This window comes from Paraglaciecola aquimarina (assembly GCF_032464635.1).
GTDB classification, from domain to species: domain Bacteria; phylum Pseudomonadota; class Gammaproteobacteria; order Enterobacterales; family Alteromonadaceae; genus Paraglaciecola; species Paraglaciecola aquimarina.
The window spans coordinates 2,125,989-2,145,411 of record NZ_JAWDIO010000002.1 but is presented as its reverse complement, the minus strand read 5'-3'; the positions used below and the strand labels follow the sequence as shown (position 1 = coordinate 2,145,411).

At 39.8% G+C, this 19,423-nt stretch carries 12 protein-coding genes and 4 pseudogenes; 7 read left to right on the top strand and 9 right to left on the bottom strand.

Annotated elements, in window-relative coordinates:
- Window positions 1-626 precede the first annotated feature (626 nt).
- Window positions 627-1,828 (top strand): annotated as a pseudogene (locus RS130_RS10775) (tryptophan halogenase family protein).
- The gene (locus RS130_RS10770) at window positions 1,815-2,084 is read left to right on the top strand and encodes a hypothetical protein (RefSeq protein ID WP_316025955.1); all 270 of its coding nucleotides are present in this window, start codon (window positions 1,815-1,817) and stop codon (window positions 2,082-2,084) included. The pseudogene RS130_RS10775 and the gene RS130_RS10770 overlap by 14 nt, the downstream one beginning before the upstream one ends.
- Before the next feature lie 5 nt (window positions 2,085-2,089).
- Here RS130_RS10770 and RS130_RS10765 read toward each other — a convergent pair whose 3' ends face one another.
- Entirely contained in the window at window positions 2,090-3,580 is a 1,491-nt protein-coding gene (locus RS130_RS10765; RefSeq protein WP_316025954.1) for a tryptophan halogenase family protein, read from the bottom strand.
- A gap of 686 nt (window positions 3,581-4,266) precedes the next feature.
- Here RS130_RS10765 and RS130_RS10760 point away from each other — a divergent pair.
- The 4 genes and pseudogenes from RS130_RS10760 (at window position 4,267) to RS130_RS10745 (ending at window position 12,759) form a co-directional block, all read left to right on the top strand.
- On the top strand, window positions 4,267-7,848 hold the full coding sequence (locus RS130_RS10760) for a TonB-dependent receptor (RefSeq protein WP_316025953.1): 3,582 nt from the start codon (window positions 4,267-4,269) through the stop codon (window positions 7,846-7,848).
- Window positions 7,849-7,865: 17 nt separating this feature from the next.
- Window positions 7,866-10,406 carry a hypothetical protein gene (locus RS130_RS10755; protein WP_316025952.1) on the top strand — a complete coding sequence of 847 codons (2,541 nt, stop codon included), beginning with the start codon at window positions 7,866-7,868 and terminating at the stop codon, window positions 10,404-10,406.
- A gap of 112 nt (window positions 10,407-10,518) precedes the next feature.
- A pseudogene (locus RS130_RS10750) lies at window positions 10,519-12,002 on the top strand (tryptophan halogenase family protein).
- Between the two features lie 88 nt (window positions 12,003-12,090).
- The gene (locus RS130_RS10745; protein WP_316025951.1) at window positions 12,091-12,759 is read left to right on the top strand and encodes an RluA family pseudouridine synthase; all 669 of its coding nucleotides are present in this window, start codon (window positions 12,091-12,093) and stop codon (window positions 12,757-12,759) included.
- A 102-nt stretch (window positions 12,760-12,861) separates the two neighbouring features.
- On the opposite strand, the gene RS130_RS10740 is transcribed toward RS130_RS10745, so the two are convergent.
- The 3 genes from RS130_RS10740 to RS130_RS10730 all read right to left on the bottom strand — a co-directional run bounded on the left by RS130_RS10740 (window position 12,862) and on the right by RS130_RS10730 (window position 14,516).
- Window positions 12,862-13,434: a sulfatase/phosphatase domain-containing protein gene (locus RS130_RS10740; protein ID WP_316025950.1), complete on the bottom strand. Its 573-nt coding sequence runs from the start codon at window positions 13,432-13,434 to the stop codon at window positions 12,862-12,864.
- Entirely contained in the window at window positions 13,385-13,909 is a 525-nt protein-coding gene (locus tag RS130_RS10735) for a sulfatase-like hydrolase/transferase (protein WP_346433325.1), read from the bottom strand. The genes RS130_RS10740 and RS130_RS10735 overlap by 50 nt, the downstream gene beginning before the upstream one ends.
- Before the next feature lie 109 nt (window positions 13,910-14,018).
- Window positions 14,019-14,516 carry a sulfatase-like hydrolase/transferase gene (locus tag RS130_RS10730; RefSeq protein ID WP_316025949.1) on the bottom strand — a complete coding sequence of 166 codons (498 nt, stop codon included), beginning with the start codon at window positions 14,514-14,516 and terminating at the stop codon, window positions 14,019-14,021.
- 255 nt (window positions 14,517-14,771) lie between these two features.
- Here RS130_RS10730 and RS130_RS10725 point away from each other — a divergent pair, with 255 nt between their 5' ends.
- Window positions 14,772-15,860, top strand: a complete 1,089-nt coding sequence (locus RS130_RS10725; RefSeq protein ID WP_316025948.1) for a glycoside hydrolase family protein — start codon at window positions 14,772-14,774, stop codon at window positions 15,858-15,860.
- Window positions 15,861-15,962: 102 nt separating this feature from the next.
- Here RS130_RS10725 and ybaK read toward each other — a convergent pair.
- The 5 genes and pseudogenes from ybaK to pepP form a co-directional block, all read right to left on the bottom strand.
- A pseudogene (gene ybaK, locus RS130_RS10720) lies at window positions 15,963-16,429 on the bottom strand (Cys-tRNA(Pro) deacylase).
- Between the two features lie 64 nt (window positions 16,430-16,493).
- The gene (locus RS130_RS10715; protein ID WP_316025947.1) at window positions 16,494-16,853 is read right to left on the bottom strand and encodes a hypothetical protein; all 360 of its coding nucleotides are present in this window, start codon (window positions 16,851-16,853) and stop codon (window positions 16,494-16,496) included.
- The gene (locus RS130_RS10710) at window positions 16,840-17,247 is read right to left on the bottom strand and encodes an FAD-dependent monooxygenase (RefSeq protein WP_316025946.1); all 408 of its coding nucleotides are present in this window, start codon (window positions 17,245-17,247) and stop codon (window positions 16,840-16,842) included. Before RS130_RS10710 ends, RS130_RS10715 begins: the two co-directional genes overlap by 14 nt.
- On the bottom strand, window positions 17,222-18,061 hold the full coding sequence (locus RS130_RS10705; RefSeq protein WP_316025945.1) for an FAD-dependent monooxygenase: 840 nt from the start codon (window positions 18,059-18,061) through the stop codon (window positions 17,222-17,224). Before RS130_RS10705 ends, RS130_RS10710 begins: the two co-directional genes overlap by 26 nt.
- Window positions 18,061-19,387: pseudogene (gene pepP, locus RS130_RS10700) on the bottom strand (Xaa-Pro aminopeptidase). Before pepP ends, RS130_RS10705 begins: the two are co-directional and overlap by 1 nt.
- Window positions 19,388-19,423: the final 36 nt, after the last annotated feature.

Below are 19,423 nucleotides of genomic sequence, written 5' to 3'. Positions count from 1 at the left end.
TCTATAACATAGAGTTTCAGATTTTTAAGAGAACAGTTTTCCAATAGAATTGGTCAGTTATCAATGTCTATCTATCGTCATAATTTTTACAGTTAGTCATTTTCTATCCCAAATATTTGCAATTAGAAATAAAATATGATTTTAAACAAAAGATTACCAACTAGAACGAGATTAAAACTTGAAAATATTTAAATTGGTTTGTTTATGACATTTTGTTTACAATTAATCATCTCTTATAATTTACTAAGTATTAACTTTTAAAATAAATGAACCAAAAAGCATCACTAATTTATTAATACAAAACAACAACGCTCCACAACCATTAAATGCGAAACATCGGTAGCATATATAAAAACAAAGAAACTGGCTTAGTAAATAAATACAAAACGTTATTATTCAATAGTTAATTTAATGAAAATTAAATTATTCTATCTTGAACTAAGCTTTCTATAGCTAACAGATATTTGAAGCAGTATGAGTGCTTATGAGTAATTTTGAACGATTAATCACTAATTAAAATTCAACAGTAGTTAAATATCAGCAACAAGGTATTGAATTAATAAGGAATAATCTTGGCTAGAACAAAGAAAAAGATAGTTATATTAGGTGGCGGTACAGCGGGCTGGGTGACAGCCTCAATATTGTCAAAAAACTTAGCGCAAACTAATTATACCGTCACATTAATTGAATCTGAAACCATTCAGCCTGTTGGCGTAGGTGAAGCTAGCATTCCACCTATTTATTCGTTAATTGAATACTTAGAATTAAACGATAGTGATTTAGTGGCAAATGTAGATGGTACATTTAAATACGGCATTCATTTCGAAAACTGGTCTAAAACTGGTGAGCAGTACATGCATGCTTTCGGTAAACTAGGTACAGAGATTAACAATATCCCCTTTTTAGATTTTTGGTTTAAAACGGCTCATCAAACAGGCGCAACGAGTATTACGCCTTTTTTCCCGTCCGCTGTGGCCGCCTATAACCATAAATTTGTCCCTCAAGCCCCAAGACCTAAAGGCTCTAAGCCCACAGACTTTTATCCACTATGCAGTTTATCTTTTGCTCTGCATTTTGATGCGAGTCTGATGGCAAAATACCTAAGTGAATTTAGTGTTAAGAACGGCATCGAGCATATTACGGCGACAGTCACCCATGTTCAACTAGCGGAATCAGGCAATATTTCGAGCCTAACACTAGATAATAATCAACAGGTAGACGGAGACCTATTTATTGATTGCTCAGGTAGTGTAGGACGATTAATTAAACAAGAGCTAAACCAAGAAGTTGAAGAGTGGAGCAAGTACTTACCTTGCGACAAAGCAATAGCAATTCAAACCGAAAACGTCTCAGACTCCATTCCTTCCTATACTAAAGCAATTGCCATGCAAGCCGGCTGGCGTTGGCAAATTCCACTAAAAAGTAGAACGGGTAATGGTTATGTATATTGCAGTAAATATATTTCTGATGAAGAGGCTAAACAAGAGCTTTTGGCCAGCCTAGATGGCAAGCCTATCACTGAACCTAAAATCATACCATTTACCACAGGTTGCTTAACTACACCTTGGCACAAAAACTGTGTTGCTATAGGTTTATCAAGCGGATTTATGGGACCCATGGAGTCTACAAGTATTCATTTAATTTATCGATTTGCTTTGTTATTGCGTAAACAATTAGATGATAATAATTGGCAAGACAACTCGTTTTTTAATGAAACATTTGCCTTCGAAACCAAAAGAATTAGAGATTTTTAATATTACACTATCATATCAATCAAAGAGATGACGGCAAATTTTGGCTAGATTGCCAAAAATATGATTTTACCTGAAACGCTAAAACAAAGGCTGCAAGAATACAGTGACACAGGCTTTATAAAAATTGATTCAAGAGAATTGTTTAGTTACGAAAGTTGGATACAAGTATTAATTGGTCAAAAATACTTGAAGAGTTATGAAAAGTTTTCTCAACCAGATATCCCAGCCAATGGAGCAGTACAGTTTTTAACTAACGTACACAATGCGATTAAACGTGAAGTGGACAAATTACCAGAACACAGAATATTTATAAATAACCTTAACAAGTAAGCCTCTTAACTCATGGGAAAGTATTTAGTATGCTTAGCAATGTATTGTGTTATTTGATTCAATGCTTGTTGAGCCTGCTGATGTTCGGTTAATTCTGCAGAGTTTATCTGTGGAAAAACGCCCATACCTGCCAATAAAACATGCCATGACATTGAAGAATAATACTGAGTGACTTGTTGCCTATTTAACTCTTTTTCTAAATCTTGTCCACTACACCACACTTCCATCACGGCTTGTAGACGATCAGATATTTTTATGTCATTACGGCACGCTTTCCAATAATCTGTATCACTTCTACTATTCGTTAAATAATGCAACACAATATAATCGCGAATATGTTCAAAGAGGTGATTGACGCCATGATTATAAAAATCTTGGTATTTATTAGTGTAGTCTCCCCTCTTAACCTGCTCTACAAACTGCTCAATGCTAAGTTGTACAATATGTAAGGCTGTTGCTTCAAGAGGCTCAATAAATCCCTGTGACAAACCAATGGCAACACAGTTTTTATACCAATGTTTCTCCAACCGCCCCACTTTCATTTTTATATGTCGTGCCTCAATATTTGGGTCATTAGCATTGATAGCCTGTCTCAATTCTCTCTCGGCTAAGTCCGCACTTAAAAAATCACTACTATAGACATAACCATTACCTGTGCGCGAAGACAGCGGTATATCCCACTTCCAACCATTAGATAACGCGGTAGATATCGTTTGCGGTACATACCCCTCTTTTTTCGCCGTAGGGATGGCCACTGCCGAATCATTAAATAAGTTATCTTTAAAAGAACAAAACTTCACACCCAAGGTTTTTTCCATTAACAACGCTTTAAAACCGGTGCAATCAACAAAAATATCTGCCGTTAAAGTTCGACCGGATGTAGTCAGCACCGAGCTAATATCTCCGGAATGGGAAAGTTTGACATCGATTACCTCGTCAACAATATGCCGCACACCTAGCTGCTCTGCATGACTCTTTAGAAATAGTCCAAGTTTTGTAGCGTCGAAGTGATACGCATAGATTGAATCTACAACACTAGTATCATTGGATTTTGGTATACGGCCTTGCTTAACTAACTCTGACTGTAAAAAGTAACTATTGGGGTGAGCATCAACTTGATAATTTCCATGCCTAAGCATAGTAACTTGCCTAAATACGTCAAAGCTTTGTTGATCAAGAGAACTTGAAAAAGGATGAAAATATTGATTGAAACCTTTCTTTGTCGACCAATCTGCAAATGTAATTCCTCCTTTATAAGTGGCACTACATGCAGGCATCCATTCATCTTCAGTAAGATCTAATGCTGAAAACAAATGCCTAATATAAGGCGTTGAGCCTTCCCCTACCCCCACAGTAGGAATATTAGCTGACTCCAATAACGCAATATCAAAGCCTAAATGACTGAGTGATTTTGAAAAAAGGTTAGCTGCCATCCACCCTGCGGTGCCACCACCAACAATGAGAATGCTTCTTTGAGAAGAATTTACTTGTTCCATAACACCACGCCTAAATTTATGTAATGGATTTAGCCCTAAAAACATTACCCCGTTCTTTTCTCAACTTAAATAACGAAATGTTTAATACGTAAAATTAATACTGTGTAAAGCATACACAGCGGGAGCGACTACTCAATATTAGAGTGCGTACTCCTAACACCTTTGAAGCTCAATAAAATACAAATAAGTCAACAGCTTCACAACCTAGACTTTAGTCTTAAATATTAATTAGCACATTTGATTGAGGTTATCCAAACATTTCCTTATAAGGAAATATCATACTGGACACATATTCATATAATTCAACTTACTAAAGCATTAGTTTTTAACAATGTTAATCCTGCTGATTAGCACATACCAAAAACCACATTAAAAACATTTAATTAACAACAACACAACCCCGATAAAATACGTTATAAACATTGTTTTCCCTGCCGAAATAGATATTAACACAGACACACTTTGTAAAAGAATTGTTGACTTTGTTAACACTGGTGTATATTGTCAACAATCATTGGTGGCGTTTCATTTTCGCAAAAAAAACACCTACCCAATGATCTATATGTGACTTATTAGGTTTAAATATAAAAACATAATCACAAAAACACAAAGCAAAGAGAAACTCCAAAATAGCAAGTAGATAGTCAGTTGCTAGCGGAGTTAAAACCGTCCTATCGGAGGCATACATGAATGATACACGAATAAAGTTCAAGCTAAGCGCTTTGACAATAGCTATGTTAGCTAGTAGTTCAATAGCCTATACAGCTAACGCCCAAGCTCAAGAGACTGAAGTAGCAGGTGTTAATACTAGTCAGGTCGAAAGTGATAAACCAAAAGGTGAAGACGATGAACTAGAAATCATAGAAGTAACTGGCTTTAAAGGCAGTCTGCTAAAGTCAATGGCTCAAAAACGGTTAAGCGGAAACGTCTCTGACTCAATTTTTGCTGAAGATATTGGTAAATCTACCGACCAAAACATAGCTGACGCACTTTCACGTGTAACCGGTGTTTCGGTACAAAGCACCGATGGTGAAGGAACTATGGTAACGGTTCGTGGTGCCAACCCGAACCAAAACGTTATTAGCTTAAATGGTGTTACATTAACAACTGCTGATTTTAACCAATCAGTTGATTTGAGTGCGTTTTCTTCTGACGTATTATCAAGTATCAATGTTGTTAAGACTCCTAGTGCCGACCACGATGAAGGCTCACTGGGTGCATCTATACAGCTAAACACCGTTAAGCCTTTAGACATTAGTAATAATGTTCGCCGTTTAACCTTACAAGGTCGTTACAATGACTTTTCAGAAGAAGCGGATCACAAACTGTCCGGTACATTTTCACACAAATTCTTAGATGAAACATTTGGAATATTGATCACAGCAGTTGACGAAACCTCATCTATTCGTCGTGATCAAATGAGTATTAACCGTTATGATGTGATAAATGGCCGTATTGCAAGAGATCTAGAAGGCAATATAGTAAACGATGTTACGGGCTTGGTCCCTAACTCGGTAGAATATTCTTTATTTACTAACGAAAGAAACCGTCAAGGCTTAGATACAACTATTCAATATCAACCTACGGAAGATACAAATGTAGTGTTAAGTCTAAACTGGGCCAAACAAGACGTAGTGGATACCAATCATGGGGTAAACATTCGCGCCAATAATCACCTTTTTAACTACGAAGAAGGTGTATACAATCCTAGTTCAGCGATCCCTGGTACTGACAACTATCCCACTTACACTGACCCGCAGGAAGATTGGTGGGTAATAGACCCGCAATCAAGAACCTTTGTTAAAAACGCCAACCGTTTCGGTGACGGTGGAATGCAACGTCGTAATGGTGGTGGCACAACTGTCAACAAAGTTGCTAATTTAAACATAGAGCAGTACCTAACCGAAGACTTAAAAGTTGAAGTAGGGCTAAATTATTCTGAAACTCACTTGGAGCCTACCAACACAGTATCAATGAATTTGTTAAATGGTTATGGTGTTCAATCGCAAGTCAAAGCGCGAGCTGATGCATACGGTACACCACATACTGGCATCCAGCCAGCTGGTTACGATTGTACATCGGGTGTCTGTGAATTGATATTTGGTGACGGTTTTGTATCTTTGATGGATCCTGAATCCAATGGCGATAACATGGGTCGTTCAGCTTTTAACCCAGACGATATTGCTGCACAATCAGTAAATTGGATGGGGCTAAGTGAACGCGAAGTTAAAGACACACAAAAAACAGCTTTTGTTGATTTTGACTATGAAGTGGATTTCGCTGGTATCACTAAATTAGAATTTGGCGCGAAATGGTCAGAACGTGATAAGTATGTCGATGATCAAAATGGTCAATTCCGTACGACAGTAGACCCTGTTGTAGTAATTCGTTATGATGCAGAAGGTAACGCAATAGGGGTAAAAGGAATCGTCTCTGGCGACGGTATCAATACCATTAGCGCAGCTAACTTCATATCAGACGAAGAGTTCCCAGTAGATAACTTCATGTCTTCATTTGGGATTTCACGTAACAATATCACTGATGGTTGGACATTAGTTGATGACCAAAAGCTTATTGATATGGCTTATGGTTTAAGTGGCAATAACCTTGAAGTAAATGACTCCGCTACTCGCCAAGCAATTTTAGAGAACAGCGCTGCGTATTTTAAAGCTAACTTTGCATACTTAGATGGTAAGTTAACTGGTGATGTTGGTCTGCGTTATGTAAAAACAGAGCTTGAAACGTTTGGTAGCTCAGGGGCAAAGTTTGCTAGTACCAACTTAAACCGTTACTTCGACCCATTTGTTTGGAAACAGTTACGTAACGAAAATTTAGAAAGTTGCAACACAGACAACTTGTTTGACTACAATGGTCAAGCATTAGGGCGCGAAAACCGAATTGATGGTACAGGCTGGGATAGGTCAGATCCTGATAACCCAGTACGAATTCCTCAAGATCCTGCAGGATACCCATGTTTTGATTGGCGTACTACTCAAAACGCTAGCGAAGGCGGCTGGTGGTGGAACTGGCGTCATAGTGATCCATCGACATTAGTAAACGATATATTTACCGATGACCCAGATGCAAACATAGACAACAGTTTACGTACTTTCAAAACCCGTGGTACTAACGTTTATGACTTATATTTACCTAGCTTAAACTTAAATTACCAAGTAGGTGAGGATTTAATTACACGTTTTGCTGTATCTAAAACCATGTCACGTCCACCAATAGACAGTTTAAAACCAGGTTTCCAATTGAACGAAGGTATTTGGGGCGATCCTAGTCTAACCACACGTGGTTCTAATATCACACTAAACAATCCTAAGTTATTACCACAAGAATCCGTCAATTTAGATCTTTCAATAGAATGGTACTTTAACCCAAGCAGTATGGTATCGATGGCCATATTCAATAAGGACATGTCTGATTTTATTGAACAAGAATCGTCAGTAGTTTACGTGGATGATTTACGTGATAAAGATCTAACCGATTATGACGCGGGACAGCTAATATTGAGTGAAGCACAGATCCGCGAATACTTTGCCGCTAACCCAACAGGTTTTACAGACATTGGGCAAGCTGCTTGTATGCCAGCAAGGGCGGCGGTAAACCAAGTGAGTAATGATTGGTTTTATGATGACTCAGACCTAATCAACTACTGTGCTAGATATGATGCCCGTAGGCAAATTAACGGTGTGGGTGCCACCATTACCGGTATCGAACTTTCTTATTCACAAGTTTATGATTTCTTACCGGGGATATGGAGTGGTTTAGGTACAACCATGAACTACACCTACCAAGAGTCTAAGTCAGACGAACAAGAATCTACTCTAGAAGAAGGTAAAATCTTACCGGAATTCCCGCAAGCATGGACACCGAAGCATAGCTACAATGCAACGGTATTTTGGGAGCAAGATGGCCACCAAATTCGATTGGCTTATCGAGGAAAGTCTGATGAGCTAGTGCAGCGATTCAACCGTGAAGGTTCTGTATGGCAAGAGGGCCGAGGCACGTTTGATTTATCTGCAAGTTATCAGATATCCAGTGATATCCGTGTTTCTTTCCAAGCTATTAACTTGACTAACGAAGAAGTAAGACGTTACTACACTAGTCGCGAACATGATTTAGGTGATGTAGATGCGCAAGGCAATCCAATTCTATTTGATGAAGGTAATGCCCTTGAAGGTAATGCAGATACAAGTAGAACTTCGCTATTACAGTTTAGCGGCCGAACTTACCGTTTAGACCTACGTGTTAACTTCTAGAGTGAAGGATGATTAAAATGAAATTTAAATATAAAAATCTATTGGTTCCAGCTGTAATGACCGCACTCTATGGTTGTGGTAGCGGCTCGAGTGATAACGACATCGTAAAAATAGAAAACAAAGTAGCCCCAGTGCTAGATACATCAGCTCTTTTGGTAGAAGGCAATAGTGATGCTGTCGCATACGCAGATGGTGTAATAAGCTGGATGACTTCTACCTATGATAATGCCGATGGCAAAATGGAGTGGGAATACCGTTTTAAAGAAAGCGCAAGAGAGTTCCCAAGTAATGACCAAAGAAACCCGGAACCCGTTGACCATATCGAGATTGATTTATTAACGGGTATTACCGATGCTGATAATGGTTCTAACTTGACGATTAAACAAGTGCAATTCGTATGGGAAGGTCCAGATTGTTCAAATACCGTTGCAACAGCCCCAGAATACCCTGAGATTTGTAATCCTATTTTGGATGCATTGGGCTTTATTGATGCAGACGGGAATATTGTTAATACCATTTTTGAAGACGAAGAAGAAATACGTGAGTATCAAAACTTACCTATTACTAACGAAGTGATATATGGTTTTCAAATCAAAGAAACCTCATTAATGGTAACACCTTCTGCTTTTGCGCCTATTTTGGTGAACGGACAAACATCTCAACTTCATCTAATTTATAAAGTGACAGATGGCGTATCCACTATTGATAGACGTATTAAAGTTGTTATTGACGGTGAAGATGCTGCGCCTGTATTCCTTCAAAGGTTTATAGACAGCGACGAAGTAGTAATTGATCCAGATACTGGAGAAAGCATCCCACAAAGCGAAGTTTCGATATCGCTTTCAGAAAAATCAGCACCTGTTCGATTCAATATTGCACACGGTATCTATGATCAGGATATTGAAGATATTCAGGAACTCATAGCTGAGAAAGGCGATTTAACTGAAATCTATCAGTCGGGTCACTATTCTGCAGAACGTCTAAGCATTATTGGTGTTACGGGACCAGCTGATATGCCTGCAGGTGTGTTTAACGACGTAAATTCAGTTTCCAAATGGACAGAAGAACGTGGTGTGACGGAGTATACTGTAGAAATAGATCCTGCGCCTTACGCTGATTTGTTAAGTCGTGGAGAAGAAGTAGATTTAGAATTTACTTTTCAAGTTACAGATGGAAACAACACTGTTGACCGTAGTTTCTTTGTCAACATAAAAGGGGCAGATTTAGTTAATCCTCCGGAGTTCGATGAGCCCACGACAGAGTTTTCAATGTCAACGTCAGCATTTACTACTGTATTTAATTTAAAATCTGGAGCAATTGACCTTGATGGCGATAATATGGAAGTGGTTGATTTTGTAGCCGCTGCTGGTAGTGATGGTTATGGTGTCGATTTGTCTAATCCTAACGTAGTTAGAATTGACCCATACGGGTTCTTAGACTTAGCACCAGGTGAAGAACAGGTATTAAGTTACACTTATAAGTTGACAGATGGCTCGTTAACTTCGGACGAGCATACCTTAAACATTACGTTAACGGGTGCCAACCACAACCTTTTACATAAATCTGAACCTGCCCACAATGGATTTGAAACGGGTAGCCTTGACGGTAGTGCTTGGATGGGTGGAGATGGTGCAGCAAGCGTAGCATCTGAAGCTGCGGCGATCGGTGGATACGGTCTCAACGTTTCTGCAGACAGTACTTTCTTTGAAATTGATCAAACCGGTATTGACCAAGGAAAAATAGAAGAAGGTGATGATTATTACATTAACTTCTACGGTAAACAAAGCAATGCTTGGGGTGGTGTGCGTGTTACTTTCAATAAAAGTGGCGACACCAATGATAGCTTCCAAATTGAAGAGTCACCAAATAACGGTACAACAGATTGGGTAGAACATACCTTAACCTATTTGAACGCTGACGAGTTTTTCCAGAAAGACTCAACCTTTGATGTAACCTTCCGTTTAGGTACGGGTACCTATGATAACTTCTCGTTAGTTAAGTACGAGTATACTAAATCACGAGATTTGATCCCCGATGGTGTATTTACTTCTGGTAATGCAGGTGGATGGGCAGTATCTGGTGACGTTACTTTAGCTGTTACAGAAGATGCAAACCGCTTGCAAAATACTGATGACTTACAATATGGATTAGCCGCTGAAGGTGGAGCCGCCGGTGGGGTGCTGTATTTGGATTCCGACAACCTTATTCAAGGCGGGATCAAAAAAGGCATGCGTTATATCTTGCAATTTGATTTACGCAACCCAACTTATGCGGGAACAAATGGAGCTGACCCTTCTCCACTGCTAGCAAGAATTGTAGATGAAGAGTCTGGTAACTGGGTACGCAAAGGAGCATTTGCGGAGCCAACTACAACTGCATGGAACACCTATACTTACCACTTAAATACGCAATCTCTGGGTACTGATTGGAACGGTATCAAGTATGCTAGCGATGTTGAGTTCGATTGGGAAAATGCAAAAGTTCGCGTGGAAATTGATATTCCAGGTGACCAAACATTTTATATAGACAACGTTAAGTTGTTCCCAGTACCTCAGTAAACAACATTTGCTGTAGAGTATAAAATTAAAGGCCTAGTGATTTTCACTAGGCCTTTTTGTTAACAAAAATAGTCTATACAATAATCTAATATTCATTCGTTTTGTAGAGAAGATGGTGCAAGAAAAAATAACAAAAGTAATAATCGCAGGAGGTGGCACAGCTGGTTGGATGACGGCAATAGCTATGTCTCGATTAATTAAGAACACCCAAGTATTGTTAGTAGAATCTGATGATATTGCGACAGTGGGTGTAGGTGAAGCCACCATTCCCACCTTGCAATTTTTTCACGAAATATTAAATATCAACGAAGCTGAATTTCTAAGGGAAACTTGTGGCACCTTTAAACTAGGAATAAGTTTTGAAAATTGGAGAAAACCAAACCACAAGTACATCCACGCTTTTGGTGAAACCGGCAAAGGCTGCTGGGCAGCAGACTTCCAACACTTTTGGGTTAGAGGCGAACAACTCGGGTTTGGTTATGAGTTTGGCGATTTTTGTGTAGAACAAGTTGCAGCTAAAATGGGTAAGTTCGCTCGGGTTAAGAACAAAGGTATTAATTACGCTTATCATTTAGACGCAACAAAATATGCTCGATATCTAAGAAAGCTATGTGAAAAAAATGCGAGCTTTTCGCGCATTGAAGGCAAGATATCTGATGTAAAAGTCTCTCAAACAACGGGTAATATAGACAGTTTACACTTAACATCAGGTCAAGAGATCACGGGTGACTTATACATAGATTGTACAGGGCAAAGAGGACTGTTAATTGGAGAGGCATTAAAAACGCCTTATCAAGATTGGTCACAATGGTTAATTAACGATAGTGCAATTGCCGTACAAACTAAGTCCACTGAAGATCCTAAGCCCTACACACGGTCGATCGCCCATAAAAGTGGCTGGCAGTGGAAAATCCCCCTACAACATAGGGTAGGAAATGGTTTTATCTACAGTAGCAAATATATGTCTGACTCAGATGCCGAACGACTACTGTTAGATAATATAGAGAGCGAGGCCCTGACATCCCCCAGAAAAATTAGCTTTAAAACAGGTACGCGATCCCAACACTGGAATAAAAACTGTGTGGCAATAGGCCTATCATCTGGCTTTTAGAGCCACTAGAATCAACTAGCATTCACTTAATTCAAAGGTCCATTATACGGCTTATGCAATTGTTTCCGGTTAATGGTTTACGACAGACAGATGTAGACGAATACAATCAACAGACAGAAGTGGACATTGCCTCCATTCGTGACTTTATCATTATGCATTATGTGGTCACAGAAAGAGTCGATAGTCCTTACTGGCAATATCACAGAGAAATGTCTATTCCAGATTCCCTTAAACACAGAATAAGACTATTTACGGAGTCCGGTCATGTCTGCCTAAAGAATGATGAATTATTCGAAGACTCATGGATGCAAGTGATGATTGGCCAAGGGTTGTTTCCACAAAACTACCATCCTATTGTGGATAATATGAGTGGCAATGAACTGATGAAATTTTTGAATGATATGCGAGAGCTTGGATATAAACGCGCATCCTCCCTACCCTCTCATCAAGAGTTTATTGACCTATATTGCGCAGCTAAAAACTAAACATGTAGAAACTAGGTCTAATGTAAATAAACTAAAGGCCTTAAATTTCATGTTAATATAAAAATAGACCTCACCATATGAGTCTCCCATGTCAGTTGTAGACAACTTTATCGCCCCACAATGTCATCAAAAAATTGAATATTTATTTCAAGATGAGCATTTATTAGTGATCAATAAACCCAGTGGTTTACTTAGCTTGTCGGGTAAAAATCCGCTAAATAAAGACTCGGTGCACTTTCGCTTAGCTGAAAAATATTCAGGTATCACTCTGGTACACAGGTTAGATTTTGGTACCTCAGGTGTAATGGTTTTAGCCAAACATAAAACTGCTAATGCTATTTTAACCAAGCAGTTTCAAGATAAGTCTATTGATAAGCAATACATCAGTATCTTAGATGGCCATTTGCTTAATGATAAAGGCCAAATTGAACTGCCTATAGCAAAAGATCCTGGTAACTTTCCTAGGCTCAAAATCTGTAATCAAACAGGTAAAGTAGCTACAACTCATTATCAAGTTATTGAACGCCTCAATCACCCAGAGAGAACTCGCGTATTGTTCACCCCCTTAACGGGCAGAACTCATCAATTACGAATTCATAGCCAAGGCATAGGTCACCCGATTTTAGGCTGTGACCTTTATGGCAGTACAAAAACACGGTCATTGGCACCAAGGCTGTTATTGCATGCATCACAAATTTGCTTTAACCACCCTACTAGCCACCAGCGCATCACCCTTGCGAGCCCTAGCCCTTTCTAACCAACTGGGTAGTTGGGGTCTTAATGTAACGGCACTTTTACCATAAAAAAAGTCCCTAACATTCACATGCTTGGGGCTTTTTAGCTAGCGGTGATTTAACCGTTAGTCATTAAAATGTTTATTAAAAATCGCTTCCATTCTTGGGTAGTTAACATCAGTTTCGTTATACAACTCTCGCTGTCTAACTAGTTCAGCTTTCATTTCTTTAATAACACCTGCATATTTAGGATCGTTATAGATATTGACCAATTCATCTGGTTCATTTCTCATATCATAAAGCTCCCAACCAGCTGGTGTAGGAATTTTGTTAGGCTCTAAACCTGTCTTTTGCACCCACTTTTGATCGTAAAATGGGAATTGTTTTTCACGGTAGTTATCACCATAGAAAAAGATCAATTTATAGTCTTTGCTACGTAACCCGGTATGCGCTGGCACTTCGTGATACATACGATGAGTCCAATAGCGGTATAACGTAGCGGTACGCCAATTCTCTGGTGTTTCACCTTTTAGTGCAGCAGTAAAACTACGGCCATGCATATACTCTGGCGTTTCTTGACCGACCAAGTCTAATAAGAATGGCGCGTAGTCAGTGTTATTGACTAATAAGTCACTTCGTTGACCAGCGTTATCTATGCTCAGGGTGCCTAACAATGAACGGCATTTGGATTGACTCATCCCACATCCAGCGCTTATCTTGATAATCATGTTCGCCTAGCATCATGCCTTGGTCCGAGGTATAAACAATGATGGTGTTATCGTAAAGACCTTGATCTTTCAGGGTTTGAATTAAGCGAGCAATGTTGTCATCTACACCTTTAATACAACGTAAATAACCTTTCAAGTATTCTTGGTATGTTTGTCTAGTGTATTCATCATCGGGCAAGTTAGGATCAATTTTATAATACTGACCATAGTTACGTCTTGGATTTCGTTTTGAGATAGACGTACCAATTTCATGAATGAGTGAATCATTTTCCCCCCGTGTTGCTTTAGAGCCAAAAGTATCTGGCACGCCATACAAATCAACAGGCTCAGGAATAGTGGTATCTTCTAAGTAGTCGTTATATCGCGTCGCATATTCAAAGTAATCGTGTGGTGCTTTAAATTGATGCATTAAGAAGAATGGTTTATCTGACTTACGATTTTTCAACCAATCTATCGAAATATCGGTAATAACATCAGAAGAGTGACCTTTATATGAGGTCGTATTTTTTGGCCAAGCTTTATCACCTTGTACTCTAAAATCAGGATCGAAATACTTACCTTGGCACTAGCAATACTTGATAATAATCAAAAGCACCCGGCTCTTGTTTTAAGTGCCACTTGCCCACTAAAGCAGTTTCATAACCGGCTTTTTTCATTTCAATGGGCAAGTATTGATTCTCTTTACCCACACCACCTTTTAAATCTTGTACGCCATTAGTTTGACTATATTGGCCGGTTAAAATAGTCGCTCGACTTGGGCTACAAATAGAATTAGTCACAAACGCATTGTCAAACACCATGCCTTCGCTGGCTAATTTGTCCAAGTTTGGCGTGGGATTTAATTTGGCTAAGCGTCCGCCATATGTGCCTATGGCTTGTGCAGCATGATCATCTGTCATGATGTAAAGCACGTTATATTGTTTCTTCGGACTTTTAACGACTTCTTTGCTCTGTGCCTGCACATCATTAGCGCTGTCACCGCAGCTGGCCAAGAAAACGCCTGCTAAACCAATGGAGGCATAACCCGCCAACACTTTTAACGTTTTATTCATTTTATTTTTCCATCAAGCGACAATAAACAACAATTGTACAACAGCACCCCCTTGAAATACAAACACTAGTTTTTATATATAAGAGAGTGAATTATGTATAAGGACATGTCTAAAATAACCACAAGGACTTACCATATTCCTGATAAACTCAACTTATTCCATGGCTCAAGTGCAATTTAGTTTTTGCTACCCAGCCAATATGAATCTATAATAGCCACAATATTTTTCAATTAATTTATAAAGGTTGACTTTACTATGTTGAATTCGCCATTTCATACTTTAAAAACACTCATTATTATTGGCTTAGGTTTTCTTTTTACGGGCTATAACTCTAAGTTAGCTGCAAGTTCACTAAACATTAATCAACTATTATTGCCCGTACCCGCCCATGCCAAGTTTATCGATCCTGAATATTACATCTGGGGCGCAAGTATGGTGGAAGATGAACAAGGCCAGTTCCATCTATTTTATAGTCGGTGGCCAAAATCGCTGGGCCACAATGGGTGGTTAACCCATTCTGAAATTGCCCATGCAGTAGCTTCAGCGCCTACTGGTCCTTATAAACATGTTGACGTAGCGTTGCCAGCAAGAGGTGAAAATTATTGGGACGGCCTAGACACTCACAACCCTAGCGTGCATAAATTTGCTGGTAAATATTATTTGTATTACATGGGAAATACCGGCGATGGCAAAGTAACAGCAGGTTTCAATTGGTCTCATAGAAATAATCAACGTATTGGTGTAGCCGTAGCAGATCATCCAAATGGCCCTTGGAAACGTTCAGATACACCACTAATAGATGTCAGTCCCGACCAAAATGCTCATGATGCTCTTATGGTCAGTAATCCTTCTATCGCACAACGAGCGGATGGCAAATTTGTGTTAGTTTACAAAGCGGTAGGTAAACAAAAGTCACTACTAGGTGGTGGTCCAGTCGTGCACTTAGTGGCTTTATCTGATCAACCCGACCAAGGTTTTGTTAAGCAAAATAAGCCGGTATTTACTAAGCCTGGCGAAGCTTTTCCAGCTGAGGACCCTTATATTTGGTTTCAAGATGGTAAGTTATGGGCCATAGTAAAAGACATGCATGGTGCCTTTTCAGATGTTGGGCAATCTTTAGTTTTATTTGAGTCAAATGATGGGTTAGATTGGCAAGTCGCAAATAAACCTTTAGTTTCTAAGCTACAAATAAACTGGCGAGCAACGGGAATACAAAAGCTAGCTCACCTTGAGCGGCCGCAGCTGTGGCTCAAAAATGGCGTGCCTAAGGTGTTATTCGCAGCAGCAGACGAAGACAGAAGCCACTCTTTTAATGTTCATATTCCTTTGTCTACAAAGGACTAACTAACCTCCCCCGGATAAGCTGAACCTGTCGATAATGCTCTTTTTGTGTCTAGCGGCGTTGGCTTGTTTAGCTTAAACGATACTTCTTATCCCAAACTCAGATTAACTAGCAATTTTCGCCACTAGGGCTTGACTAGCGGCGACTAAATCCTGACAACTCAGCTCTATTTCTAGTCCTCTTTTGCCTGCGCTCACGTATATGGTTTGATGTTGAGTGGCCGACGTATCGATTACCGTCTTTAAACGCTTTTTTGCCCAAGCGGGCTAACCCCGCCTAAAACGTATCCAGTCGATCGTTGTACGGCTTGCTTGTCTGCCATTTCAGCTTTTTTGGCCGCCAGTGCCTTGGCAACTAATTTCATACTAAGCATTGTGTTAACTGGTAACACAGCAACCGCCAGCTCAGCGTTGTCTAATTTGACAACCAACGTCTTGAACACCTGCTCGCTTGCTAAGTTAAGTTTCTCAGCGGCCTCTAAACCATATGAACTAGCCTGCTCGTCGTGCACGTAACTGTGCACCTTAAAGTCTATGTTTGATTTTTTTAATAAATTAATAGCCGGTGTCATAAGTATCGATTTATATTTTTAAGCTGTAGTGAATTGTCAATGCTAACGCAAAGGGCGCGCAACCTTATTTGTCATCACAGTACTTTTGAATGCGAGTAGTCACTTGTTTGATAATGCTCATATTTTTGGTCGCTTCTGCTTCAACCAAATCTAATTTCGCATCTTGGCACTTAATTTTTGTGATCTTTTCATGCTCTTGCATTTCTTTCGCCAATTGTGCTTTTTGTTCAGGTGTAGACGGTTCGTTAGCTTCAATATAGTTTTCAACTTCTGTTGACTTATCGGCCTTTGCGCTGCCAGTCTCATAATTTACACTACAAGCAGAAATAACCCCGAGACATACTGCACTGATGATTAAATTTTTCATGTTATCCTTACTAATTGTTATTAATTGAATTTCAGGGTACTGGCTAGTTTTTGCCATCCCTATGCCTAGCTAATTTGGGCAACTCCCCCGTTAAGCCCATAGCTTGCCTAACGATTGACTGCTTAACATGGGGCAATTGATTAACTACCGCTAAACCCACGTCTCTTACCAGTTTTTTGACTGTTTTCTCACCCGCAAATAAGCGTTTAAACCCTTCCATTGCCGCTATCATTTTTACAGTATCAGTTTTACGCCAGCGTTCAAATGGTCGCAAATTCTTTGCTAAACCAAAATCCTTTCCTTGCTGCACAGTTTTGCAAATTTGTTCCGCTAACACCGCTGCATCTAAAATTCCTAAATTTGCACCTTGTCCAGCTAACGGATGGATAGTGTGCGCGGCATCACCAATAATGACGACTCTGTCATCAAGCCATTGTCGCGCATACCGCATTTTTAAGGGATAAGCTTGTTTGTCGCTGACTAATTCGCATAAACCTAGCCTTGGCATCAAAGGCAACGGTTAACTCTTTTTCAAATTCGCTTTTGGATAATGCCATTAACTGCTCGGCTTTATCGACATCTTGCGACCATACAATCGAACAATGATAGTCATCCCAAAGGGGCAAGAATGCCAATGGACCGTGGCTGGTAAAAACCTGTCGCGCAATATGTTGGTGAGCAAGCTTTGTTTTAATCGTAGCGACGATGGCCTGCTGCTCATAATCCCAGAATGTCTCAACTAAGTTGGCTTGCTTTTTGACAATAGAATTAGCGCCATCTGCGCCAATGACTAAACGCGCGGTTAAGTGGCTAGCATCGTCTAAGCTTATAAAACACTCCTGCTGACCAAATACAATGTTCTGAATTTTTTTCGGCACTAATAACTGGATAAAATCGGATTGCTCTGCTTGTAGCCATAAGGCGTGGCGAATTACTTGGTTTTCCAATACATAACCTAACTCGGAGTTGGGTACTTGGTTGGATGTAAATTTAATATTGGCAAAACTGTCTTGATCCCAAACAGACATATTTTCATAGCGACTCATACGCGCAGGATCTAAGTGCTGCCATGCCCCAATATTTTGTAACACTGTTTGTGATGCAAGCGTTAATGCGCTGACTCTGAGTAGAGGAGCACCATTAGGCATACCCTTACTGAGCAGCCCATCAACTACCGCCACCGACAAACCACTGTTTTTTAATGCTAATGCTTGAGTGAGCCCTACTATGCCACCTCCTACAATCACCACGTCGAATGTTTGCATTAGCCTTTGTTACCATTTTTTTGCATGAAAGATTGAATTTCATCCACTGTCTTAGGTGCACCTGCAGTTAAGTTCTCGTAGCCCGTTTCGGTCACCACTAAATTGTCTTCGATTCTAATACCAATACCTTGCCACTTGCTTGCTACGTTAGCGTTTGGCGCAATATAAATACCTTAGCTCAATTGTGAGAACCATACCTACTAATAATGGTCTATCGATGCCATTTAATTTGTAATTTCCGACGTCATGTACATCTAGACCCAACCAATGACCTAACCCATGCATGAAAAACTCGCGGTAGGTTTTCTGCTCAATATTAGCAGCCAAGGTCCCTTGTAGAATAGCTAAATCAATCAAGCCTTGCGTTATCACCGAAATAGCTACATCTGTCGCTTGTTTGAGGGTATTCCCCGGCTTAATGAGTTCAAAAGAGGCCAATTGTGCATCTAAAACTAATTGATACAGTTGCGCTTGATGTTGAGTAAAGGTGCCCGACACTGGAAATGTACGGGTAATATCTGCCGCGTAGCCCTGCACTTCACAACCTGCATCGATTAGTACCAAGTCTCCATTTTTAAGGGGTTGGTTATTTTCGGTATAATGCAATATACAAGCATTGTCACCGCTGCCAACAATAGTGCTATACGCAGGATATTTCGCTCCGCGCATAGCAAATTCATGTTGAATTTCAGCTTCTAAGTGGTATTCGTTTTTACCTGCTTCAGCGTACGACATGGCTCGCTTATGGGCAGCGATAGATATATCTGAAGCCTGACGCATCAGCGCCAATTCAGCACTCGACTTTATTAAACGCATTTCATCTAAGATACCCCGTACATCTATTACACTGCTTGGCGACAGCATGCTTTGTTTGGGCGCTTCGCGTAGGGATTGCATTAATGAAAACACCATTTCATCTGCCTGAGAGTCATGTCCGGTGGCAAAATATAAGTGCTCATGACCATCTAATAAATCTAATGTCTTCTGTTCGAATTCATCTAGAGCAAACGCTATATCTAGGGAAAACTGTTTTTTTGCTTCTTTAGGACCAAACCTTCGACCTTGCCACACTTCTGCGTGTGGATCTTTGTCCAAACAAAACAATACCGATAAGGCTTTGTCATAACGCTCATGATTTGACAAAACCAACCATGCTTGTGGTTCGGGAAAACCGCACAAATATTGGAAATAACTATCTTGACGAAAGGCGTATTCAGTATCATTGCTTCGGGTAACGTGATCAGCAGCGGGAATTAAACAAATACTGTTGGCTTGCATCGCTTGCAAAAGCTCTGTTCTACGGGCTAAAAATTCAGAATTTGACATGGTGTAAAAGTAACTCTTGGTGAAGTTGAGTAAGCT